This window comes from Chitinophaga sp., from assembly GCF_036569185.1.
In the GTDB taxonomy this organism is placed as follows: Bacteria; Bacteroidota; Bacteroidia; order Chitinophagales; family Chitinophagaceae; genus Chitinophaga.
Window position 1 is genome coordinate 1 of record NZ_DATCRD010000236.1, and the last position, 25,498, is coordinate 25,498.

Sequence of the window (25,498 nt, forward strand, 5' to 3'; positions counted from 1 at the left end):
TCTATAGCTGCATGCCCTATGAAATCTATTTTGATCATTTCAAAACCGGTTTCCTTAAACCGTTTGATGAGATAAGCAATACGCTCACGGGTGGCAGGATGCGTGGGATCCATGGCACGGGCCCCATCAAAATCGTGGTATTGCCCATTTACTTTTGTCCATGTTTCTTCATAATTATAATGGCTGCCTTCTACCATGCGGGAAGATTTAGACCAATCCACGAATGGTGCCCAGTAAATACCGGGTTTGCAACCCCGCTGCCTGCAATAATCCACAAATGCTTTGAGCTGGCTGAAATCGCCGGTCATACCGCCTTTGGTCATGTTGTCCCAGTAGGAATCGAGATCAATATAAAGGCTACCGTCTTTACCACGGAATGTTTTACAGGAGTCTGCAAAAAAGTCGACCACCTGTTTGGCTTTGGCAAGATCCAGTTTCGTTTGCATACTTCCCCAGCTGTTCCAGCCCAGGGGCTTTGCGCCGGTCCATTCAAAAATATAACGGGGCTCAGCGAGGCGATTGGCGCTACCATACTGTTCCATGCCTTTGCGCCAGTTGGCCGCAGGCAGTACAAAGATCTTTGGGGAGTTGCACAAAGTATCGCCCCGGGTAACAAATCCATGGGGTATTTTATCACGGGTAATCAGGCTGTCTGTCCACCCCGCTACCACAGAAACGTGGTTATTTTCCACCTTTACGCCTGTTTTCCAATCGTTGTGCTCTACCGATCCCAGTATCAGCCCGGCGTTGGTGGTACTGTCGTACAGGGCGGTTACTTCCGAGCTGGTAAATGCGGGGCCTTGCTGATTGGCCACCCGGTATTTGATCCAGGCATCATTATCGAACGGCACTACTACACCGCTGGTATACAACGCCGCTTCTCCTGTTAAAGGGCTCATGGCGCGGGAGCGCGCTCCTTTTCCCTGCATGGTTAGCGAAGTATAAAAGCCTTCATTCCCGTTATATACCTCAAATACCTGTTGTTTTTTTATGCCGTTACCGGCAGATGTAATTACATACCGGGCCCCGTCTTTTATACGGGAACTGGCAAAAGTGCGCAGCACGGGAAGGGTATCCGCCATACCCGCATCTTCATAAAAAGCAAATGCATTACGGATCACTTCTTTTTTCCCGGCCCATACGGAATAAGTGCCTTTCTGTAAATCGTAGGCAATATGGTTGTTTTTCCCGAAGGGAATATTTTTTACATGCCCCGCCTGTTGGGCGTACAGCGGTGTTAACAGGCAAAGCATTCCTGTAACTGGTAAAAGGTTCCTGAACCAGATCAGCGCATTATTCATTTTGCAAGTCCTAGTGGTGAAAAGATGATAAATAACAATACCATCAGTATCAGTAAAGCGGCGCTGTACCAGTGCCGGTGCTTCCACGGCTCTACAGATACTACAGGGATCACGGCGGGCTGATAAGGTACTGCCATTGGTTTTATTTTGCCGATGATCAGCATCAGCAGCGCGGTTACCACAAATGTGATGGCCAGCAGGTGCAGATAGTGGATGCCTGTGTCAAATACCCATTGCAGTAAAACATTCATGGCCAGGAAAAATACCAGCCCGGCTTTAGCCGCTACCGGCGGTACATACCGGGTAGCCATGCCTACTACCATGATGGTAAAAATGGGGATGCTGAAAAACCCTGCCAGCATCTGTATATAATTATAGAAACCACCTTTAAACAACATGATAAAAGGCGCTATAATAATACCGGACAACAACACCAATACCTGGAACAGGCGGGTACGGCTGATTAATTCCTTATCGGGCACACTGCCTTTGCGGGCTATCATAAAGGGTTTATACAGGTTCATGGTGAACAGGGTGCCCACGCTGTTCAGCCCTGCATTAAAGGTGCTGAGCGCTGCCCCAAAAACGATGGCAGCAATTAAACCGGTGTATACGGGCGGCAATACATCTGCTGCCATCCTGGGAAATATTTCCGCGGTTGCCTGTGGATGTATGTAAAGATGCACTGCAATAAGGCCCGGAATATTGAGCATGAGCGGCGATAATAGTTTGCACAAACAGGCCAGCGCAATGCCTTTCTGGCTTTGCTCCAGGTTCACTGAACCCAGCGCCTGCTGCACAATGAACTGCTCCATGCCCCAGTAGTAAATATTCACCAGCAGCATACCGGTAAAAATAGTGCTGAAAGGCACAGCGTCGTGCACTGATCCGATGGCGTTCAGGTGATCGGTATGACTTCCCAGCACGGTAAGCAATCCTGTTTCCGCATCGCCATGCCCCAGGTATTTAAACCCGAAATAAGGCAGTAACAATCCGCCTATGATCATGCCGGCGCCCAGCAAAGTATCTGAAATGCTGATCACTTTTAAGCCGCCCAGCACGTTGTAGAAGAAACCGGTGATGCCTATAAGACAGGCCAGTATCCAGATGGTGGACCAGTAGCTGAGATGCAGCAATTCATTCAGGTGAAAGATGCCGTTGAACGCCACTGCTCCGCCGTACAACACAGCAGGGATCAGGTTTACCAGGTAGCTGAGCAGGAAAATAACAGACACTATCTTCTTGGTGCCGCTGTCATATCTTACTTCCAGGAAATCTGGTGTGGTAACTGCTCCTATGCGGAGATAGATGGGCATCAGGAACTCGCTTACCAGCAGCATGGCAAACACGGAAGTAACGCCCCACGACATAATAGACATGTTGTTGATAAAAACAGATTCGTTTTCACCAATAAACTGGTTGGCGCTGATATTTGTCATAATGAGCGCACCACCTATCACCAGCCAGTTCAAACTGCGGCTGCCGAGAAATACGTCGGCCGCGGTTTTCAACTGGTGCCTTCTTGTAATGTACCACGACAATACCGTCATGAGCACCACAAAAAAAGCAAAGCTTATAATCGTAGAAAGAGGCATTAATAATTACAGTTACAACGATTTTCTTCTTATCAGCACGGTAGGCAGTGTTTCCTGGATCTTTTCCCTGTTCAGCACAAAAGCGGCTGCCTTTTCCGCCATTAGTTTAAAGTCGGTGGAATAAGTAGTGATGCCGTTGCAGATAATTTCTTTCACTACATCATCATTATGGGATAAAATGCCTACATCTTTGCCCAGCGCCAGTTTCTTTTCCACGCAATCTTTCAGGATGGCCCACAGTTCCGTATTATTGATGGTATAATATACTTTCCCTTTAGCAACGGAGCCCGGCTCATATTCTGTTTTAATGACCCCGTTGATCTTATGATCTTTTATAAAACGTTTAAACGCTTTCAGTATTTCTATGGGCGTATCAGTAGATGGCCGGTAATAAAAGATCATTTCATCGAACCGCCGGATCGTATCCGCCAGCGCGGAAAAGGCCCTGTAGGAAGATTCCCCGAATTCCTGCACAATGTAAGAACAGTCTGTTTGCAGCGGTTCATACCGGTCAATCATCAGGAACTTATCCATGGGCAGCCCCCGGAGGATCTCCGCTGTTCTGGGATGCGGGATAGGCGCTACCACGTACATCCCGTAACGGCCTTTTACCGACGCTACAATGCTTTCAAATACTTCGATGTTGTTATGATGAAAGAATACATCCAGCTGGATATTTCCACCAATGTTAGCCCTGAAAGTTTTATAGAATGTTTCCTGGAAGGTATCGAATGCAAACAGTAGCAGCGCTACTTTCAGCTGCTGCCCGGTATCATCGCTGCTTACAAAAAAACCTTTCCTGTTCTGCGAAGCTACAATGCCTCTCTCCACCAGTTCCTTATAGCCTTTGGCAATAGTTTCCCTTGCAAAACCAAGTTCCCCGATCAGGTTATTTACCGAAGGCAGGGAATCACCTCTCGACAACAGTTTCGAGTTAATGGCATTAATGATCCCCTGAACAAACTGTTCGTGTTTGGACAGGCCCGGAATGCCATCCAGTTCATGTATCTGTTCGTATACGTCCTGCATGTAAGGGGAAATTGACTGTACTATACTATCCTACTAAGCTATTGTGTTTTTTCCATACCTGCAACTGCCTGTGAATAATGTATCTCAGGGAGCGACTGTAACTTCTTCGCAGCCCATTCCGGCGTGATATCGCGCTGTGGACTGGCCAGCAGCTCATACCCTACCATAAATTTTTTCACGGTGGCAGAACGCAGCAGCGGCGGATAAAAATGCATATGCCAGTGCCATTCAGGATGATCGCCGGAATTTACGGGCGCCTGGTGCATACCGGCGGAGTAAGGGAAAGAGGTTTCAAAAAGGTTATCATATTTAATGGTCAGTCTCTTTAAAATATCTGCCAGCGCATTTTTCTCCGCTTCATCAAACTGCAGCAGGTTGGTTACATGCCGTTTGCTGATGATCATGGTTTCAAATGGCCATACCGCCCAGAAAGGCACCAGTGCAATGAAGTGCTCATTTTCACAAACGATCCTTTCCTGTTTTTCCTGTTCCAGGGCAATATAGCTTTGCAACAGGCTTTTGCCGGTAGCTTCATAATATTTTTTCTGGTGAGATGTTTCCTTGATCAGTTCCGCCGGTAAATCGCTCGTAGCCCAGATCTGTCCGTGTGGATGAGGGTTGCTGCAACCCATGATATCCCCTTTGTTCTCAAAGATCTGGATATACTTTATGTCCTTATCGGTAGAAAGCTGGCGGTATTCGTCCTGCCAGAGCGTAATCACTTTCCGGATGTCTTCTACCTCCAACAACGGCAGCGTAAGATCATGCCGTGGAGAGAAACAGATCACGCGGCAGGTGCCTTTCACACCGCGGGCGTGCAGCAAGTTGTCGATAATATCCGCGCCGGCAGGCGTATCTGCCAGGAGTGCGCCAAAGTCGTTGGTAAATGCATAAGGTTCGGTGTAAGCAGGGTTCAGCTCCCCGCCCATCCTGCTGTTGCCCGGGCACAGATAGCATGCGGCATCATATTCCGGCAGCGGGTCTTTATTTATTTTTTCAACTTTACCCTGCCACGGTCTTTTTGTACGGTGTGGCGATACCAATACCCACTCGCCTGTTAAGATATTCAAACGCTGATGTGGATGTTCTTCTAACTGGAAATTATTCATAGATTACGATTAGGAAACTTCGCTGATCCGGATCACCACGCTGGTTCTTCTAACATTCAGTTGTGGATTAAACCCGATATTCATTAAAAATTCGCCGGTAAATGTGGTGTTTCCCTGTATGGCTGATGCTTCTCCGGGATATACATTGATTTCTTCCAGGCGATATTTCTTTGCGGGGTCCAGGCCTTTTAGCCGGATGGGGAATTTACTGCTTTCTCCATAACGGTAATTAACCAGGTAGTTAAACAGTACGCCGGAAGATTTCTTTTCATTCACATACATTACTGCCGCTACGCTGCCCTCGTGCGGGTCTGCCAGGCGGTATTGGTCGCCATGCCAGATCACCTCTTTCAAAGCATTATAATTGCTGATGGCCTCTTTGCAGAAAGCCAGCTCTTTCTCTTTTAAGTCCTTTACCACAATATCAAAACCCAACTTGCCCATCATGGCCACGTCTACCCTGAACTTGATCGGTTGTTTGCCCCAGTCGGTTACATGGTTGGCGCTGGTAATGGCCGGATAAAAATAAGAATTTTCCCATTGGATAAAAATCCGTTCCAGCGGATCGGTGTTATCGCTTGGCCAGTATTCAGTAAAATACTGCAGTGCGGCATAGTCTACCCGGCCGCCGCCACCGGAGCAAAGCATCATAGGCACATGAGGATATTTGGCCCTCAGCCGTGCCAGTACTTTGTACAACCCCCTTATATATTCCACGTAAAACTGCGACTGCTGCTGTTGCTGGTAAGCGGACCATGCATTATAGATTACGGCGTTGCAATCCCATTTGATATAAGACAGTTTGGGCGCTTTTATAAACAGGGAATCCACTACGCTGAAAACGAAGTCCTGCACTTTCGGGTTGCTCAGGTCCAGCACCAGCTGGTGGCGGAAATAATGTTCCTCCCTGCCTGGCTGTCTCAACACCCAATCCGGGTGCCTGGCGTTCAATTCACTTTTCGGGCTTACCATTTCCGGTTCTACCCAGATGCCAAACTTCACGCCTGTAGCCTGCGCCATGCTATCGAGCGCCGCGATGCCATTAGGCAGTTTTGCACGGTTCTCCTGCCAATCGCCCAGCCCCTGGTGATCGCTGTTGCGCGGGAACTTATTCCCAAACCAGCCATCATCCAGCAGGAACAGGTCCACGCCCAGGTCTTTGGTATCTTTCAACAATCCTTTCAGTACAGACTCATTGAAGTTAAAATAGGTGGCTTCCCAGTTGTTTAACAATGTGAGCCTATCGCCCTTACCATCCAGCACTTTGTAATTCCTGGCCCAGCTTTGCAGTTTGCGGCTGGCGGCTCCCTTTCCTTTATTGGAAAAGGTATACAGGAAAGGCGGTGTTTCAAAAGCGGTGTTTGTTTTTAATATATAGGGAGATGCGTAATTATTGATCCCCGCTATGATACGTAAGTTATCCAGGTTGTCAAGTTCCAGGTCGATGCGGAAATTGCCGCTCCACTCCATTAACCCGTACAGCACACTACCCTGGTCTTCTGTAGCCGGCTGCCCCAGCGATACCATGAATACAGGCGGCTGGAATAAATTAGCGCGGGTACCTAATTTTGAATCGAGGGTTTTAATGCCGTGGGTCAATTGGGTTTCTTCCGGCTGCATTTCTTTGGCCCAGTCGCCATGATACTGGCGCAGCCAATACCGGGGCGCTTTCAGGTAAAGATTAGCCGAGGCAAATTTCTGCAGGGTAACATTTCCTTTTTCCTGGTGCCTTATCACGGACCATTGTTCTATCACATCTTCCGCTTTGTATACTTTATAATACAGGGTTACTTCAAAAGGGTATACAGGGTCTTTCAGCAGGATACTGGTTTCCTCTATGCCGGATCCGCGGGATACTGTTTTATGGCTTACATACCGGAGATCCAATCCATTGTTGCCATCTGCATGCGTTACCGCGATAGCTGGTTCCAGCAGGTTTTTTGTGCCGGCGGCAGTGTAGGCCGAGCTGGCTACTTCCGAGTAATCTTCCGTTTGTTTGTATGCGGAGGGTACCTGGCTATATTCTGCGGTGTTGGATAATTTTGTACCAAAGTAGAGGGTAGACAGTTGTCCTTTTGTATCTACCTGTAATACCACGGCATTATTCTTTGACTCCAGGGGTATGGTAACGGGCTTTGCATCCTGTGCAGCGGCCTGTCCGTACATTATCGCCAATAACCAGCAGCTCTGTTTCAAATGAATGGATCGTATCATGAAAAAATCTTTTTAAATAAATTGCCGCAGTAAGATATAAACAATACGGATAACAGTGTAGCGTTATCCGTTACTTTTAACAGGAAGATCAATAACCATCATTCTGGCGGAGCTTTCTTCCGGATGAATTAATTTCTGACTGAGGAATAGGCACCCAATAATTCTTTGTTTTATCAAACTTGCGGTTATCCAGCGCAATGATCTTTGTATACACGATAGTGCCGTCTGATTGTTTGGAGGGCAATACGCCATATGCAGGAATGTTTTCTGTTACCTCTGCAATTTTCCACCGGCGCACATCGAAGTAGCGGTGCTCTTCAAAAGCCAGCTCAATGCGGCGCTCATTGCGGATGCGGATTCTCATGCTGTCCGTCGACAGCCCCCGGGGCAGCTCAGGCATACCGGCTCTTGCACGGATATCGTTTACTGCTTTATATACCGTGGCATCCGGCCCTACCGCTTCGTTCTGCGCTTCTGCATAGTTCAGCAATACTTCCGCATACCTTAAATATTTCCAGGGCTGATAAGCCGTTTGGTTAGGGTTTTCCACCGGGTTGCCTTCGTTGATATATTTCCTTACATAATAGCCGGTAGGACTGGTATTCCAGTTGCCGTTGCCATCTTTACTGTCTTTACCGCCGGGACGGAATGTTTCCACGTTACGGTTCCTGTAAGGAGCTCCATTATAAAGGATGCTGGCATAAAAGCGGGGGTCCCTGTTCTGGTAAGGGTTTGCCTTTTGTGCAGGATTGTTCCAGTCGAACCGGGAGCCATCCGCCATTTCATAATCGTCTACCAGGTTTTGCATGGGAGTATTACCGCCCCATCCGCCATAGCCGTTAGGTCCGTTTACCAGTTCCAGGTTGGTGTGCTCATTGGTAGGGGAATATACCCGTTCAAAAATATCCTCGCTGGTACCGCTGATGGTGAATAAGGTTTTATAATTGTTATACAAGGTGAACTTGTTCAGCGCCATCACTGCCTGGGCAGCGGAGGCTGCGGCAGCCCATTTCGTTTTATCGTTCACGTTATTGGTATACAAAGGACTGGCAGCGTATAACAGCAGGCGCGCTTTCAATGCCAGTGCGGCAGCATAGGAACCGCGGCCAATAGGGTAGCTTTTATCCTGCATCATGGCCGCGGCCGTATTCAGCTCATTCAATGCGTACCCAATACATTCCTGTACCGGTTTGCGGATGAAGAGCGAATCAAAATTGGTATCGTCCAGGTTATACACCCGATCGCCCACCAGGGGTACATCACCGAAATTGCGGATCAGGTCCTGGTAGCGGTATGCGCGTATAAAATGGAGCTCGCCTTTCAATCTTTCTTTACCATAATCGCTCATGGGCACTTTATCGATATTGGCCAATGCGTAATTTATTTCGCGGATGCTCCGGTAGCTCCTCACCCAGGTATCGCTCATCCAGCCCGTTCTGTCGGGCGTGAGCGCACCCTGTTGCACAAACCAGGTATTGTTATCCCATACTACTACCGATTCATCTGTTACAGAGCTCATCCAGGCATCTTCAAAACCGCGGCCGAAGCCGGGTTTTCCTCCATCGTTGTTACCGCCCACACCGATGTACCTGCCTGTAATATAGGCTTCTGCCAGCGAGGAGTCGCCCCATACCGCTGCATCGGTGATGATACTGGTAGGCGTGGTATCCAGGAAATCTTTTTTACATGCTCCCAATGCTGCCAGGCCGGCTGCTAAAAGGATCAGTGAAATATTTTTAGTCTTCATTTCTTTGCAATTGAAATAGTAAATGATTTGTTTCTCCCTCTTAAAAATTCACGTTCACGCCTACGTTAAACACTTTTTGCTGCGGGTAAAAATATCCGCTACCGTCGGTGCCTTCCGGGTCTATCTGTTTCACTCTTGTAAAGGTGAGCAGGTTAAAGCCATTCACATAAAAGCGGGCTGATTTGATAGATGCCCTGGATACTAAAGTTGTTGGCAGGTTGTAGCCTATTTCCAGGTTCTTCAGACGGAGGAAAGAGGTATTCCAGTTCCAGAAAGTGCTTGGGTAAGCGCCGAGGTTGCTGGAGTTGGGCCTTGACACCGGGCGTGGCCAGGAAGCGTTGGTATTTTCCGGCGACCAGCGGTTATCTGCCCATTCCTTGAGGAAAGAGCCGAATTCTCCGGATTCCCATAGGAGGTATTGTGCGGATTCTCCCTGTCCCTGGAATAAAACGTTGATATCAAAATTCTTCCAGGAAGCGCCTAACGTGATCCCATATACGATTTGCGGGATATTGTTCTGATCAATCCGTACGCGGTCTGCTGCCGTGATCTGTTTATCGCCGTCGTAGTCTTCCAGGATCAGGTCGCCGGGCTTAGTGCCCGGTGCATGTGGCGTAGCGTCTATCTGTGCCTGGTCTTTGAAGATACCGATGCTGCGATAGTACAGACCGGCATTGATAGGATGACCTTCCACTTTCTGGTAAGAAAGTGTTCCCGGGGCTTCATCCAGGAAGATGACCTTATTTTTGATAAAGCTGAAGTTACCGCCGATATTGAATTTCACTTCATTGAAGCGGGTTTCATACATCACGGAGGCTTCCACGCCTTTGTTGGTTACCTTACCTATATTTTCGTCGGGAATCTGGTTGCTGCTGATACCGCTCACACCGGGGATGCTCAGGTTCCGCGGCGCCAGGATGTTGTTCCTGGTTTCGCTGAACACATCCAATGTTACATTAAAATGATTGAATAAAGATGCGTCCACACCGATATTGGCTTTCTTCGCCGTTTCCCAGGTGATGTTGGGGTTGGCGAGCTTGGCATATACAATGGTGGGGATATTGGCGCCGTAAGGCTGGCCTGAGCTGGTTAATGTGCTCAGCACATTTGTTTGCAGGTTGAGGTTCTGCAGGTATTGATATCCCGGGGCATCATCCGGTTTAATATTCTCATTTCCCAGCAGGCCGTAGGAAGCGCGGATCTTTAAGCTGTTGATGGAATTCTTATTAAACCAGGATTCTTCCGAGATACGCCATGCGGCCATGGCGCTGGGGAAAAATCCGTATTGTTTTCCCGGTGCAAAAATGGATGATCCGTCTTCGCGGAGCTGTACATCCAGCAGGTATTTCTCTGCATAGTTGTAACTGATACGGCCAAAGTAGCTTCTGCGGGTAATGATATAACTGCTGCCGTAGTTGCTGGCATCGGTTGGCAAAGCGCCACCCTGGCTCAGTTCCGGCAGTAAGGTGGTGATATAGTTCTGTCGCGCTGCGCCAAAAGTTTCATACGTTGTTTTGGATTGCTGTACAGCCGCAAATGCGCTGAGTTGGTGTTTACCGAAGTGTTTATCGTAGCTCAGGCGCAGGAAGGAGTTGAGCAACGTATAGTTGATCTGGCTTTCCGACAGGGAAGGATTATTAGGCCCGCCTTTCACGGGATTGTACGTATCTGCGCCTCTATCATACTGGTACACGATCCAGTTATGAGCCAGCTGTTTATCAAATTCAAAACGTTTGTCGATAGACACCATTCCATCTACAGATAATCCTTTAGCCAGTTCATAACTTGCCTTACCGATGATGCTACCGGTGGTGATGGGTCTTTTATCCGCGCCGGATAACTGTGCCATAGCGAGTGGGTTCTTTCCCATTTCCACGCCGGCGCCCATCAGCCCATTGGGGTAGTAAGCGGGAAGTGTCGGATAAGTGCGGTAAAGGAATTCAAATACATTGGATGCGCCAAAACCGGCCAGGGCTGTCTTTTCCTCCTGGCGGCCGGACATCTGCACGGTTGCCTTAAACCTGGAAGAGAAGTTAATATCGAAATTAGCGCGGATGTTATATTGTTTGTAATTGAGAGGGCTGTTGCGATACAATCCTTCCTGGTTCAGGTAACCGCCGGAAATATAATACGACAGCTTATTGCTGCCACCGGAGAAGGAAAGATTAGCTGTAGTTTGAGGCGCTACTGGCTTCATCAGTTCCTTTTCCCAGTTTGTATTCGGGTAAGATACCGGGTCTTTCCCGTTCCTGAACAATTCTATTTCCTCTTCGGAATAGCGTTGGTGCGTACCTTGTGAAGGGTTATTATAATAGCCTATTTCATTCACGATAGTAGCATAGGTAGCGGCGTCCACGAATTCCGGCAACCGGGTTGGTTTGATAAAACCCTGGTTAAGGTTAAAGCTGAAATTTGTTTTACCGGCTTCTCCTTTTTTGGTGGTAACAAGGATAACGCCGTTAGCCGCCTGCGAACCATAGATGGCTGCGGAGGCGTCTTTCAGGATGCTGATGCTTTCGATATCGCTGGGATTCAAACGGGAAAAACCGCCCAGCGCATTGGGTACGCCATCAATTACAATGAGAGGGGCTGAGTTACCGGTAGTGGCCACACCGCGGATCAGCAGGCGGGCATCATCGTAGCCTGGCTCCCCGCTGGTGTTAGGTGCAATGAGGCCCGGCATACGGCCTACAAGCGAATTCGAAATATTTGGCTGCGGGCTTCTCACTATCTCCGCGCTTTTCACTGCTGCTACGGAACCCGTCAATGTTGCTTTCTTCGCGGTGCCATAACCTACCACTACTACATCGCCCAGTGTTTCAACAGATGTTTCCAGCGCAATGGTGGTGAATTCTTCTGTGAGCGCCAGTTCCTGTTGCCGAAAGCCGATGCCGGAAACAATCACTGTATTGCTGCCTGCGGGGGCAGTAAGTACAAATTGTCCGTTAGCATCTGTTTTGGCGCCGGTGGTAGTGCCTTTCACAACTATGGAGATGAAGGGTAGCGGTGATTTGTCTGTGGAACTGATGACTTTACCTTTGAATGTTTTTTGCTGGGCATACCCTGGTATACACAAACAAAAGGCAGCAAGAAATGCAATGAAGCATTTCAGCAAATGTCTGGCAATCATTTTCTTTAATTTAAAACGTAAATGGAATACGAATGGCGAACAGTGTGGTGACCCCGTCATTCATAACGTGCTTTCAGTTGATCTGTGTTATTTACATCTGTACTATACTATACTATTCTACAAATATAATTTCCGGTATCGAATTGTCCAAAAAAAATTATGCGGAGATTGCCGCGGATTTTGTCTGACTCAGGATTACGCTGATTATACTGATTTGTTTGATTTGATATTTTGTATTTAATTATAAAGGGAGATGGAGGGGATATTCATTGTTGTCTTCCTTTATCTCTGGGGGATTACTGCTGCTTATGCCGCAGGATGTGGCAGCATACGCAAATTAATCAGATGTAGATAAGCCATATTTAATAGATACGGCTTAAATACGGCTCGGATAGGGCTTATATAGGTCGGAAATACGGCGGAAACATGGAGTATCCATACCGTAGCGCTGGAGTGTCTTAGTAACGGCATCCATACTGTTCTGATGCCAAAATCTTCCTACCGGGAATTTAGTCAGGTATTCCCGGGTTTATGACTTTATATACTACAAGTATATAACCTTTATTCATAGGGCGGCGGACCAACGGGTATTCCCATTTTCTTTTGCAGGTTCCTGGCCGAATCAAGATGAGCATTCAACACAGGTAACCGATCTATTGCGAAAGCCCTTATTTCCGGATCTGCCGCATTCTTTGCCGCCCTTTCAAATTCCCGGATATCTTTTCTATGCTCATCAATCATCAGGCTGATATAAGCCCTGTCGAACTCTTCTCCTTTCTTTTTTCCAAGCCGTTCCTTTATTCTTTGCTGGTGATTGGAGATCTCACCGGGGAGTACAATATTCTTCGACTGGGCCAGGTTCTTCAGTTTCTCCCTGCTTTCCGTCTGATCTTTTATCACCAGTTCTCCGAATGCCTTTATTTCCCGGTTCATGGAATTATCCCGGGCAAGCTGGCCCAGCTGCACTTCCGTCATGCCGCCGCTGGCTGCTTCTACCAGGAAGTCTGCATCCGTTTTGGCAGGAACAGTTACAGCCGTGTCGGCCAGCCGGTTACTCATGATCTGGCTGTCGATCTTTTCTTCATTGGCGGCTTTCGCTTCTTTCTCGCTGTCTGCAGACCTGTTATTACAACCACACAGCGCCAATAATACCGCACAGCAGCAAAATAAGTTTTTCATGATACCCTCCTTTTTTGAAGCAGGCCGGAACCTGCGGCTAGGCCGTTTTCTGGTTCCGTTCTCCCTCATCTATACGGAAAGACACCTTACAGATTAACCCATATGTGGATATCTTCCCGTCTTTTACATGTACTTTAATATCTTTCACAAAAACAGAATCTATATTATGGATCGTTTTTGATACTTCTGTTACTGCGTTGGTGATAGCATCTTCAATGCTTTTTTCAGAAGAAGAAATAACTTCAATTACTTTTACGATAGCCATAAAATTGTTTTTTAAAGATGAGAAAATGCTTGCAACTCGCACAATCCGGCACAAAAACCCGGCCACCCGGCGCCGGTTAAACCAGGAAATCTGCCAGGTTTTATATACAGGGGAACCTGCCGGATCTGCCCGGAAACCCTTATCCATAAAGCTTCCGGTTGCTATGGGAAAAATGTGCAACAAAAGGATGATTTAAACAGCACCAGCAGCAACTATTCCGTTTCTTTCCTGATAATCTGGCTGTATATGCATACAGTGCTTCCTTTTTATCAATTGTTATTCTTAAATCTATAACTAATTAGTTTCCAATTTTTTAATAACAGGGCTTTGTCCTTGAAATTTTTTACTCTAGTTTGTGCCTCCAAACATGAACATTATATAAGGCATTGTCAAGCAACCAAGCATACGAGGAAACTGCGCTGATCTCTTCTTTTCAGCAGGGCGAGCACAAAGCACTGCACCAGGTTTATGCGTTATATCAGCGTGCCTTATGTTATTTCACTGAACAGCTGACGGCCGATACGATGGCCGCCGAAGATATTGTTTCGGAATGTTTCATCCAGGCATTCCAGAAAAAAGAGGACTTCCCCACCCTCGCCCAGCTGAAGGGCTTCCTGTTCACTGCCGCCAGGAATGCCGCGCTTAATCACATTAAAGCACAAAAAAGGCATGGTGATATTCACCAGCTGATAGAAAGGGATGCCGACCGCTTTTCCATAGATGTGGAAAAAGCCTATATCAAAACAGAGGTCATACAGGCTATTTTTCTTGAAATAGAAAAACTGCCGCCGCAATGCCGGCAGGTGGTTCGTCTTTCCGTTATTGAAGGAAAACGCGCGCAGGAAATAGCGGCCGAACTGAATATGGCCTATCAAACTGTGCTGAACCAAAAAGCAAAAGGAGTAGGATTATTACGCACCGCGCTTTTAAAAAACGAGCTCATCTCCCTGCCAGTGCTGGTTTCCGCGTTGCTGATGCTGCAACGGTAATTTTTTTTTAAATAGGGCGGTATAAAAAGCAGCGTTAGTTGTTTTAGTAGTATCAACATGACAGAGAACAATCATTACATAGCCGGCCTGATTGGCAAATACCTGGACAATAGTTTGAATGCGGAGGAAGAACGCGCATTAACGGAATGGATCAATGCCTCCGAAGATAACCGTCGTCTTTTTGCGGAGCTCAACGATCCGCAGCAGCTGGTGGCCGGTCTTCAGCAGTTCTATGCCTATAACAGCAACAGGATTGCCAGCAGGATCAGTGAACAGGTTCCTGAATTTGACAGACCGGTAGCTGCGCCGGTTCACCGCGTCCATTTTATACGCAGGTGGGGCTGGGCCGCCGCTGTGGCATTGTTACTTGCAGGAAGCGCTTACTTCCTGGTTAATAAAAAAGATACGCCTGCGCCAATGGCTGCAAAGGCTGCGGAGATCACTCCGGGCATGCAGGGCGCTATACTCACGCTGGCCGACGGGCGCCAGGTGGTGCTGGACAGTATGGCCAGCGGCGTGGTGGCGCAGCAGGGCGGTACTTCCGTGGTATTATCGAACGGGAAACTGCAGTACGATCCTTCCGGTGAAGCCGCCACCGGTATTCAGTACAACAAAATGACCACGCCTAAAGGGCGGCAATTCGAGGTAACATTGCCCGATGGAACAAAAGTATGGTTGAATGCAGCCAGCTCTATCCGCTATCCCACTGCCTTTACAGGCAATGAAAGAAAAGTGGAGGTATATGGAGAAGCTTGTTTTGAAGTTGCTAAAGATGCCGGCAAACCTTTCCTGGTGAATGTAAATAATAAAGCATCCATAGAAGTACTGGGCACGTTGTTTAACGTAAATGCTTATGAAAATGAAAAAACGATCAACACAACATTGCTCAACGGAAGCATAAAAGTAGCTACCCATCCTGCCAGCATTGTGCTTAAACCAGGCCAGCAGGCGCAGATCAGCACTACTTCCGGCGCTAATAAACCAGAGGGAAAAATTGAAGTGATCAATCACCCGGACATGGAAAAAATCATGGCCTGGAAAAACGGCCTGTTCAATTTTGAAGGCGCCGGTATTGAAGAAGTGATGCGGCAACTGGAACGCTGGTATAATATAGATGTAGTATATGAAAATGGTATACCGGATATACAATTTATCGGAGAAATGAGCAGGCAGATTTCCCTGTCGGACCTGCTGGAAATATTAAGAAGGACAGAAGTAGACTTTAGAGTAGAAGGACGCAAACTGATTGTGCTGAATAAATAAAAGTACCAGATAAGCTGCACCGAAGAAACACAGCAGGGGCCTTTATGGCCCGGCCAGGTTATTTATTTGAATCAAACCAACCATTAAAAAAAACCGTCACGGATTGCGGCCGTGACGGTGTATTTGACTCAGTTGGTTTCTAAACGGTTTATTGCAATTCACATTTATTAACAACCAAATCCCTTGCAATTTATGCAAAAAAAATGCTATTGGCCGCCCGATCGCCCGGGAAAACAGATGGGCCTAACCAAAATCTTTCTGGTAATGAGACTAACCGTCATTTTATTAGCAGCCGCCATTTTCCAGGCAAATGCCTCGGGACATGCCCAAACCGTTACACTATCGGGTAAAACTATACCTATTAAAAAAGTATTTACCGCCATTAAACAACAAACGGGTTATGTGATTTTCAGCAATACCAACACCATCAGCGATGCGCAGAGCGTATCGCTTTCTGTACGGGACATGCCGCTGAAAGATTTGCTGGATGTAGTATTGAAAGATCTTCCTGTTACTTACCTGATCAAAGACAAAACAATTGTCCTCTCGCGCAAGACGCCTTCTTCCGCCGATGTCCTGACTATTCCGGCGCCTCCAACCACTATCAGCGGAGTGATCCGGTCCGCCACCGGGGAACTGCTCCCGGGCGTTTCCGTCCGGATAAAGAACACGGTTACCGGAACGGTCACTTCTTCTGATGGTGCTTTTTATTTTACACATCTCCCCGAAAATACCGTGCTCCTGATCACCATGCTGGGGTATGAAACACTGGAAATAGGCGTGCGTAAAGGAACTAACGGGTATACCGCCTATACGGTGGATAAAGACCAGTCGAAATCGTTACTCGTTACCGATGGCAACAACCTTGTCATGAATATCACCCTGCACAGAAAGGATATGGAAATAGGAGACGTGGTGATCACCGGTTATATGAACGTAAACAAGGGCAACTACGTAGGTTCCGTTTATTCTGTGAAAGCAGATGATATAAAGATCGCCGGTGAAACCAGCATCGACCAGATGCTGCAGGGCGTGGTACCAGGCATGTCGGTAATGGTGCAATCGGGCCAGGTAGGCTCCAGCCCTAAGATCCGCATCCGCGGTACTTCCACCATCCTTGGCAACCAGGAACCGGTTTGGGTGGTAGACGGCGTGATCCAGCGCGATCCGCTGCCCCTTCCAAACGGCAGCGGCTCACTGGCGGGAGATGCGGGCGAACTGCGCCTGCTGGCCTCCAACGCCATCTCCTGGCTCAATCCAAACGATATTGAAACCATCACCGTATTAAAAGACGCCTCCGCTACCGCCATCTACGGATCACAGGCGGCCAACGGCGTGATTGTGCTTACTACGAAAAAAGCAAAACCGGGACAGTTATCAGTATCCTACACTTCCAACCTCTCCGTTGGCCAGCGCCCTTCCTACGGCATGTACGACCTGATGAACTCACAGGAACTGATGCAGTTCTCAAAAGAAGTATACGAAGCCCGCGACAGCTACACCTATGATGTACTGCCCATAGGCTATGCAGCATTGATCCAGCAACTGCAGAATAAGGAGATCGATTACGCTACCTATAAAGAAAAATATCGTAAGCTGGAAAATCAGAATACAGATTGGTTCCGTTTACTGTTCCGGAATTCCTTTAACCAAAACCATAGCGTAAGCATCTCCGGCGGTAACGAAAAAATCGTGAACAGGACTTCGTTTAATATGCAGCAGCAGAAAGGCGAAGCAAAAGGAAATGATCTGACCAGCTTCTCTGCATCTTCCAACACCACCCTCCGCTTCGGAAAAAGACTTACGGTAAACCTCCTGCTGAACGGAAGCATGCGGGAAACAGATGGTTTTGCCTATGGTGTGAGCCCGTTCGACTATGCCTACAATACCTCCAGGACTATCCCCATGTACAACGACGACGGCTCCCTTTTCTTCCATGAAAAAAGAGGTGATGCCAGCACCGCTATCCCCGGAAAAGCCAGCTACCTGTACAACATCCGGAATGAAATTGATAATACCGGCAACAAAAACACTACCACTACCCTGTCGTCTACCGTGGATGTACGGCTGGAATTGCTGAAGGGCCTGGAGTACCAGGGCCTGTTGTCATATACCGCCGCTTCTTCTGATATAAAGTCCTACGCAACAGAATTATCTTACTATATCACACAAACAAGAGGTTACGAGTTTGGCAGCGTATTGTCCAATTCCCCCCAGGAATTAGCCAGCAGACTGCCCTTTGGCGGATTGGCGCAGCTGGAGAACGCCACCAATAAAGGCTATACTTTCAGGAATGCCCTGGTGTATAACCGCGTTTTCCGTGAACGCCATACCATGACGCTGCAAGGCGGTATTGAAGCCAGATCCGCGCTTGCACAGGGAAACACAGATACCCGCTATGGCTACCTGCGCTACCGCGGTGAAACATATGCTCCCGTTCCGCTGATGCCAACTTTACTCAGCGGCAACCCAGACAATCTTCATGAGCTGATGCGCCTTAATTCAAGGATCGTTAACCAGGAAAGTAACTACCTGAGTGAATATTTTTCAGCGGTATATGGTTTTGATCAACGCTATATACTCAACTTCAATGCAAGGCTGGATGCCTCCAACCGTTTTGGCCAGGATAAAAATAAACGGTTCCAGCCAACCTGGTCGCTCGGTGGAAGATGGCGTGTTGCGAATGAGAAATTCCTCCAGTCGCAGCGGTGGCTGAATTCACTGGACCTTTCCGCCACCTATGGTTACCAGGGGAATGCCGTGGAAGCGGTGTCTCCCTATCTCATAGCTACAGACGGAGGCCTTAGCAGCATCTTCAAACAATATACCCTGAACATAAAATCATTGCCTTATCCTGATCTGGGCTGGGAAAAAACAAAAACATGGAACCTTGGTATTGATATCTCCATGTGGAATGGCCGCTTTAATGCTACTGCTAACTGGTACAAGAAAACCAGCAATATCCTTGCTTCCAGGCAGGTGCCCGTTGAAAATGGTATGAACTCCGCTACTGTGTTCGGTTCCCGGATGGAGAACACCGGGTACGACCTGATCGTAAGCCTGATACCGGTACGCACCACCGACTTTATGTGGCAGTTTTCAGTGAATACCGGTCTTGCACGCAACATCCTGAAAGAAAATGAAAGGATCAACACCAGGGAAGATTACCTGAACGGAACAGCTATTGTAAACGGACAGGCTTACTCTACTTTCTATTCCTATGCCTTTGCGGGATTGAACCCGAACAACGGGCAGCCGATGTTCAAAAACATGGATATCAAGCCTACCGCCAACGACCTGGATTACCTCGTAAAATCCGGTAAGCTGGAACCTGATTTCTCCGGTGGTTTCAATACCATGTTCAGGTATAAAAACATTTCCTTCTATGCACAGTTTGCCATGGCATTCGGCGCACAGAAACGTTTGCCGGTTTACTACAACGCCTCCGGTGCGCCCACTCCCGAACAAAATGTTCCCAGGGTGCTGAACGACCGCTGGAAACAACCCGGCGATGAACAACATACCAATATCCCTGCTATTCCCCCGGGAAATCCACGCAGGTTTGAGATCGATCTGCCTACGCTTTCTCCTGTTACAGTGTCTACCTACAACCTGTATAACTTATCCGATTATATGGTGGCCAATGCCGATTTTATCCGTTGCCGCCAGTTATCTGTAAGCTACGAGTTTCAGCCACAGCTGCTGAAAAAGGTGCACATAAAGCGGTTGAGCACTTCTCTCAGTATGACCAACCCGTTCCTGGTAACAATGGATGATGCATGGAGAGGCTATGATCCTGAAACAGCCGGCTGGCCCGCCCGCCGGATGACGTCATTATCTTTTAATATGACTTTCTAATATTGAAGCGCATGAAATATAAATTATGTTCCCTTTTCTTTATCGCAGGCCTGCTGGTATTCAGCAGCTGTTCCAAACTGCTGGAAGAACAATCGCAGAGTGACGTAATTCCGAAAACAGCCATCGACTTCAGGGAGCTCCTGATCGGATCAGGTTATATGAAAAGAGACGATCCTACCAATTTCGTTTACTTTATGGACGATGATGTAGACCTCCACATTGAATACGGAAATGGCACAGGCGAAACCGTAGTGGGAAGCTCCATTGCCAAAAGCAATTATCTCTTCTATACCTGGCAACCCAAACTGGCCGACAGGAACGGGTTAGGAGACCTGATCAGTGAAGATCCGGCTTCTACCACTTACTATTATTTTTATGAACTGATAAAAGGATGTAATGCCGTACTGGATAACATCGACAATGCCATTGGCACCCAGCAGGAAAAAGACAGGGTAAAGGGAGAAGCGCTTGCCGTGAGAGCGCTCTATTACTTCAGACTGGTAAATCTTTATGGAGCGCCTTACAACAGCAATCCCACTGCACTGGCAGTACCACTGAAACTCAACTCCGGTATCTCCGCCGAATACCTGCAACAGGCAACTGTGGCGGAAGTATACAACCAGGTGGTAAACGACCTGAATGAAGCCGCCAGGCTGATGGACCCGCTGCCAGTAGCACGCAGGGACTTTCATATCAATCAGCCGGCTATTCATATCCTGCTGTCAAGGGTGTACCTCTATATGGAAAAATGGGCAGAAAGCGTAGCAGAAGCCGACAAAGTATTTACCCAGGGAGGCATGCTTACGGACCTCACAGGTATCACCACCGGCTACTGGCTTAGTTACACCAACCCGGAAGTGGAATGGATGTATGGTGGCTCCACCCAGCCCGACCAAAGCACTTATATTCCTGCAGGAGAGTTCCGCGCCAGCTTTGATGCCAACGACGTACGACTGAAATACGGATTCGTAGTGGATCAGCAAAGTGGCACCCCGCTGGTAACAAAATTCTCCAACACCGCAAGCGTAGAGCTCACACAAACCATCCGTACCGGGGAGGCAGTACTGAACAGGGCCGAAGCAAATGTGCAACTGGGTAAGCTCGCTGCCGCCATGAAAGATCTTAATGATCTGCGCCGGACCCGCATTATTGGCTACGCCGATGAAAATATCGGCACTAAAGAAGCGCTGCTGCAGGCGGTAAGAGAAGAGCGCCGGAAAGAATTCTGTTACGAAGGCTTCCGCTGGTTCGACCTGCGCCGCTATGGCATGCCGGCTATTTCCCACCGTTACCAGCACGAAGTGGGAGAACCCATACTGCACTATACCCTCGCGTCAGGAGATCCGATGTACACATTGCCTTTCCCTACCAGCCTGTTGCTGAGAAATCCTGCGCTGAAGCAGAATCCATCAGGTACCATGGCCGACAGGAACGGGCAATAATGTTTAACAAGCTATAACAATAATAACATGAAGAAAATATTTATTACCGGCTGTCTCTCCGGCATTTTATTATTCTCCTGTACAAAGGATACCGAAATCGGGCCCCCGGTGCCGATAAAAGAAGATTATACCCTGCCGCAGGGAAATGCATCAAAAGAAGCGAATGATAAAATCCAGCAGCTTTATGATACCTACGGTTCCTATTTCCTGTATGTGTTCACACAAAAGGATTTTGAATGGCTGCCCTCCGGCGGTACCGGTAATTCAAAGATAGATACCGTTGTAATGGGAAACCCGGCTTACGTGGGCGATATGCTGAACTTCCTGGATGATATCTGGCTGAAATTCCTGCCAGACGATTTCAAAAAAAGCCAGGGTATTCCCTACCGTGTAATGATGGCAGATACCATTAAGCAATACAGGGTTGGTTTTCCTCCAGGCAGGGAATACCTGTATTTTGATTACAAGGTAGTAGGGAAATCCATCACTTTTGCCGGTATGAACAGTTCCCTGCGCACCATGACGCCTGCAGATAAGATCGCGAAAAAGAATCTCCTTACAGGTGTTATCTGGAACTACTACCTCGGCAATAACATTATTGATGTGCCGGCAGCATTCTATGCAGTGAGCAATTACACGGCCGCTGCTCCCGCAACACCGCTCAATGCGGCCAATCCTGCCAATGTAGAGGCTTACCGGGAGAAAGGGTTCCTGCCATCTTCCTATAATGCAGTATCCGGTGCACCGTTTGAATGGCATAACGGTACCTATTCATGGAGCACTGCCAAAACAAATGATATCAGCTCCTTTATCCTGAACATCACCCAAAGGACCGATGCACAGATAGCGCCTTACCTTGCTTACCCGCTGATCAAAGAGAAGTTTGATATCCTGGTTAACTATTATAAAACAAAATATCGTATAGACGTTCGCGCTATTGCCAACGCCACCTATTAATCCGTTACCTGTAACTGTTTCCCGGGGATCAGATCCCGGGAAACATTACATCAGCAGTCATCTTCATAATATATTATTAATAACAAAGCATCGTGTAAACAACACCTTGCGCAGCTATTTTATTTATTAAACAATCCGTAATGAATGGAAAACGCCATTGTAAAAGTTGAAAACTTATCTCATCGCTATAATTCGCAGTGGGCGGTCAGAGATATAAATTTTGAGATCCACAGCCAGGGAGTTGTTGGCCTGCTGGGATCCAACGGAGCCGGCAAATCCACTACCATGAATATCATTTGTGGAGTGCTGAAACAAACAAAAGGTGATGTACTGGTTAACGGGGTTAATTTGAAAGATGATCCCGTGGAGGCCAAAAGGAATATCGGCTTTATGCCCCAGAAACTTCCGCTGTACCAGGACTTCACCGTAGAAGAATACCTTACCTATTGCGCCGACCTGAGAATGGTAGAGAAAACGCAGGTAAAAAAATCGGTACAGCAGGCGCTGGAAAGATGCGGGGTAGCCCATTTCAGGGAACGGCTGCTAAGGAACCTTTCCGGCGGTTACCAGCAACGCGTAGGCATCGCCCAGGCGATTGTGCATAACCCAAGATTTGTAGTGCTCGATGAACCTACCAACGGCCTCGATCCCAACCAGATCGTGGAAGTAAGGAACCTCATCAAGGAAATTGCCCAGGACCGTTCCGTATTGCTTTCCACGCACATCCTCACCGAAGTGCAGGCCACCTGCAAGGAAATCAAAATGATAGAGGAAGGACAGATGGTATTCTCCGGCACCATCGAGATGTTCGACAATTACATTGAGCCCAATACACTGATCATATCCCTGGATATGCCTCCCGCAAATGATGAACTGCTGAAGCTGGAAGGCATCAGGTCTATAGAACAGGTAGCGCCTACCCGCTTCCGGCTGGGATACGACGGCGAAAAGAAAACCGTGCAGCAACTGGCGGAAATAAGCGTAGGCAAAGGCTGGGGACTGATGGAGCTGATCATCGAAAAGAGCTCGCTGGATGCGGTATTTGCGAGGTTGTCGAAAAAAAACAACAAATAAAAAGCTGATAAAAAAATATTAAATGAGACGAGTTTTCAAGATCGCCAAGGCAGAATTATTCACCTTGTTTTACTCACCGATCGCCTGGATGATCCTTATCGTATTTACCTTTCAGACAGGGATGGCTTTTTCAGAGCACCTGCAGGAAGTACTGCGGTCGCAGCGTATCGGTTTTGGCAACATGTTCATTACTGCCAATATCTTTTCCGGGCAAATGGGGTTGCTGGTAACTGTGCAGAATTACCTGTACCTCTATATGCCATTGCTCACTATGGGGCTCATGAGCCGGGAACTGAGCAGCGGCTCTATCAAATTATTGTATTCTTCCCCGGTTACTTCTTCCCAGATCATCCGTGGTAAATTCCTTGCCATGATGATGTACAGCCTGCTGCTCATAGGCGTGCTGCTCATCTATACACTGATAGGCGTATGCACGGTAGATCATTTTGATCTGCCATCCGTATGGTCCGGCTTATTGTCTATTTACCTGCTGATGTGCGCCTACTCTGCTATCGGGCTGTTTATGTCCAGTCTTACCTCCTACCAGGTGGTGGCCGCACTGGGTACGCTGGTATTACTGGCTACTCTTAGCTACATGAACAAGGTTTGGCAGGATATCAGCTTCGTGCGCGACATTACTTACTGGCTTTCTATTTCAGGCCGTTGTAATGAAATGATCATGGGCCTTATCTGCAGTGAAGACGTACTATATTTTCTTATCGTTGTATGCATGTTCCTCACCCTCAGCGTGATGAAACTACAGGCCAACCGTACACACGCCTCTTTCTCCAGCGTATGGGGAAAATACAGTCTGGTAGTGCTTTCTGCCATGGCGCTGGGATACGCTACTTCAAGGCCCGTGCTGATGGCTTATTATGATGCCACCGAAACAAAAGGGAATACCCTCACACCCAACAGCCAGGCCATTATGGCCAAACTCGACGGAGGCATGACCATCACCACTTATGTGAACCTGCTGGACAGGGAATACTATAACGGTATGCCCGAACAGGTGAATGAAGACAAACAACGCCTGAAACAATACATCCGCTTTAAACCGGAAACAAAACTGAAATACGTTTACTATTACGATAAACCCAGTAATAACCCGCGGCTCGATTTCATCTATAAAAACAAGCCGCTCGCAGAACAGGCGAGGAAAGAAGCAGATCTCAAAGAAGTCGATATTGATATGTTCCTCACGCCGGAAGAAATTAAGAAGGAACAGGCTAAAAAGAAGATCGACCTCACAGACGAAGGCAACACTTTTGTACGCCTGGTAGAAAGAGAGAACGGGCAAAAAGCCTTCCTGAGAATTTATGACGACATGATGAAATTCCCGGGTGAAGCAGAGATCTCAGCGGTTTTCAAACGCATGGTCATGAAGCTGCCCCGTATCGGCTTCCTGGAAGGACAGGGCGAAAGGAAAATAGAAGGCGACAGGATCCGTGATTATACCCTGTTCTCTTCTGTTAAAACATTCCGTTATGCACTCACCAACCAGGGCTGCGATGTGGAAACACTAGACCTTTCCGGAGATAAACAGGTGCCGAAAGAAGTAGACATCATCGTGATTTCCGATATGCAGCAACTCATGGATACTGTTGTAAAAAAGAAACTGGATGCATACATCGCCAATGGTGGCAACCTGGCCATTACGCTGAAACCGGGATCCGGCATTATGGAATCGTTTATTGCGCAGTTTGGCGTTAAAACAATACCCGGCCAGCTGGTGCAGCCTAAGCAGGACGTAGCCGCTAACGTGGTAGTATGCCGGCCAACAGAAGCATCCAAAACCATAGCGCCAATGTTCACCGACATGATCCAGCGGCACCTGTATGTAGGTATGGTAAAATCAGCAGGGCTTGTAATGGCCGAAGATAAAGGCTTTAAAGCCATTCCCGTGCTGCAGACAGATACCATGAAAACATGGAATGAGCTGCAAACCATCGACTATGTAAATGATTCCGCCACCGTGGATATCGCCAGCGGCGAAAAGGTAGACAGCTTTGTAACTGCGCTGGCCCTGTCAAGAAAAGTAGGCAACAAGGAACAACGCATCATGATCATCGGGGATGCAGACTGTATCAGCAACGGCGGTATGAGACCACCTATACGCATATACGGAGCTGCCAACTTTAACCTGATCCCGGGTATGTTCCATTGGCTGTCGTACGGAACCGTACCTGTGGATGTAAGCCGCCCCGTTGGTTCCGACAACGAAATTTTCCTTACCAAGGAAAGCCTGAAAGTGGTGAAATACGGATTGATGGGTGTGATTCCCGGTATACTATTAATTGGAAGCACCATTTTACTCATCAGGAGAAGAAGAAAGTAAAACAGATA

General features: G+C 47.7%; 15 protein-coding genes and 1 pseudogene. 7 read left to right on the forward strand and 9 right to left on the reverse strand.

Annotated elements, in window-relative coordinates; all coding sequences use genetic code 11:
* The 9 genes and pseudogenes from VIM72_RS17750 to VIM72_RS17790 form a co-directional block, all read right to left on the reverse strand.
* Positions 1 to 1,301 (reverse strand): annotated as a pseudogene (locus tag VIM72_RS17750) (hypothetical protein); the annotation flags it as partial.
* Entirely contained in the window at positions 1,298 to 2,896 is a 1,599-nt protein-coding gene (locus tag VIM72_RS17755; RefSeq protein ID WP_332004169.1) for a solute:sodium symporter family transporter, read from the reverse strand. The gene VIM72_RS17755 and the pseudogene VIM72_RS17750, both read right to left, overlap by 4 nt.
* 12 nt (positions 2,897 to 2,908) lie before the next feature.
* Complete coding sequence (locus VIM72_RS17760) at positions 2,909 to 3,925, reverse strand: GntR family transcriptional regulator (protein ID WP_332004170.1); 1,017 nt, start codon at positions 3,923 to 3,925, stop codon at positions 2,909 to 2,911.
* A gap of 38 nt (positions 3,926 to 3,963) precedes the next feature.
* Complete coding sequence (locus VIM72_RS17765) at positions 3,964 to 5,034, reverse strand: UDP-glucose--hexose-1-phosphate uridylyltransferase (RefSeq protein WP_332004171.1); 1,071 nt, start codon at positions 5,032 to 5,034, stop codon at positions 3,964 to 3,966.
* A gap of 9 nt (positions 5,035 to 5,043) precedes the next feature.
* Positions 5,044 to 7,248, reverse strand: coding sequence for an alpha-galactosidase (locus VIM72_RS17770; RefSeq protein WP_332004172.1), 2,205 nt, complete (start codon positions 7,246 to 7,248; stop codon positions 5,044 to 5,046).
* 88 nt (positions 7,249 to 7,336) lie between these two features.
* Positions 7,337 to 8,995: a RagB/SusD family nutrient uptake outer membrane protein gene (locus VIM72_RS17775; protein ID WP_332004173.1), complete on the reverse strand. Its 1,659-nt coding sequence runs from the start codon at positions 8,993 to 8,995 to the stop codon at positions 7,337 to 7,339.
* Positions 8,996 to 9,035: 40 nt separating this feature from the next.
* Positions 9,036 to 12,125, reverse strand: a complete 3,090-nt coding sequence (locus tag VIM72_RS17780) for a TonB-dependent receptor (protein WP_332004174.1) — start codon at positions 12,123 to 12,125, stop codon at positions 9,036 to 9,038.
* A gap of 561 nt (positions 12,126 to 12,686) precedes the next feature.
* Entirely contained in the window at positions 12,687 to 13,304 is a 618-nt protein-coding gene (locus VIM72_RS17785; RefSeq protein ID WP_332004175.1) for a DUF4142 domain-containing protein, read from the reverse strand.
* 37 nt (positions 13,305 to 13,341) lie between these two features.
* Positions 13,342 to 13,569: a dodecin family protein gene (locus VIM72_RS17790; RefSeq protein WP_332004176.1), complete on the reverse strand. Its 228-nt coding sequence runs from the start codon at positions 13,567 to 13,569 to the stop codon at positions 13,342 to 13,344.
* A gap of 386 nt (positions 13,570 to 13,955) precedes the next feature.
* Between VIM72_RS17790 and VIM72_RS17795 the strand changes: the two genes are divergently transcribed.
* From VIM72_RS17795 to VIM72_RS17825, 7 genes are all read left to right on the forward strand, one after another.
* Positions 13,956 to 14,558, forward strand: coding sequence for an RNA polymerase sigma factor (locus VIM72_RS17795; RefSeq protein WP_332004177.1), 603 nt, complete (start codon positions 13,956 to 13,958; stop codon positions 14,556 to 14,558).
* Positions 14,559 to 14,615: 57 nt separating this feature from the next.
* Positions 14,616 to 15,821 carry a FecR domain-containing protein gene (locus tag VIM72_RS17800; protein ID WP_332004178.1) on the forward strand — a complete coding sequence of 402 codons (1,206 nt, stop codon included), beginning with the start codon at positions 14,616 to 14,618 and terminating at the stop codon, positions 15,819 to 15,821.
* A 264-nt stretch (positions 15,822 to 16,085) separates the two neighbouring features.
* Complete coding sequence (locus tag VIM72_RS17805) at positions 16,086 to 19,679, forward strand: SusC/RagA family TonB-linked outer membrane protein (protein WP_332004179.1); 3,594 nt, start codon at positions 16,086 to 16,088, stop codon at positions 19,677 to 19,679.
* A gap of 11 nt (positions 19,680 to 19,690) precedes the next feature.
* On the forward strand, positions 19,691 to 21,121 hold the full coding sequence (locus VIM72_RS17810; protein ID WP_332004180.1) for a RagB/SusD family nutrient uptake outer membrane protein: 1,431 nt from the start codon (positions 19,691 to 19,693) through the stop codon (positions 21,119 to 21,121).
* A 27-nt stretch (positions 21,122 to 21,148) separates the two neighbouring features.
* Positions 21,149 to 22,078, forward strand: coding sequence for a hypothetical protein (locus VIM72_RS17815; protein WP_332004181.1), 930 nt, complete (start codon positions 21,149 to 21,151; stop codon positions 22,076 to 22,078).
* Between the two features lie 144 nt (positions 22,079 to 22,222).
* Entirely contained in the window at positions 22,223 to 23,152 is a 930-nt protein-coding gene (locus VIM72_RS17820; protein WP_332004182.1) for an ABC transporter ATP-binding protein, read from the forward strand.
* 22 nt (positions 23,153 to 23,174) lie between these two features.
* Complete coding sequence (locus VIM72_RS17825) at positions 23,175 to 25,490, forward strand: Gldg family protein (RefSeq protein WP_332004183.1); 2,316 nt, start codon at positions 23,175 to 23,177, stop codon at positions 25,488 to 25,490.
* Positions 25,491 to 25,498: the final 8 nt, after the last annotated feature.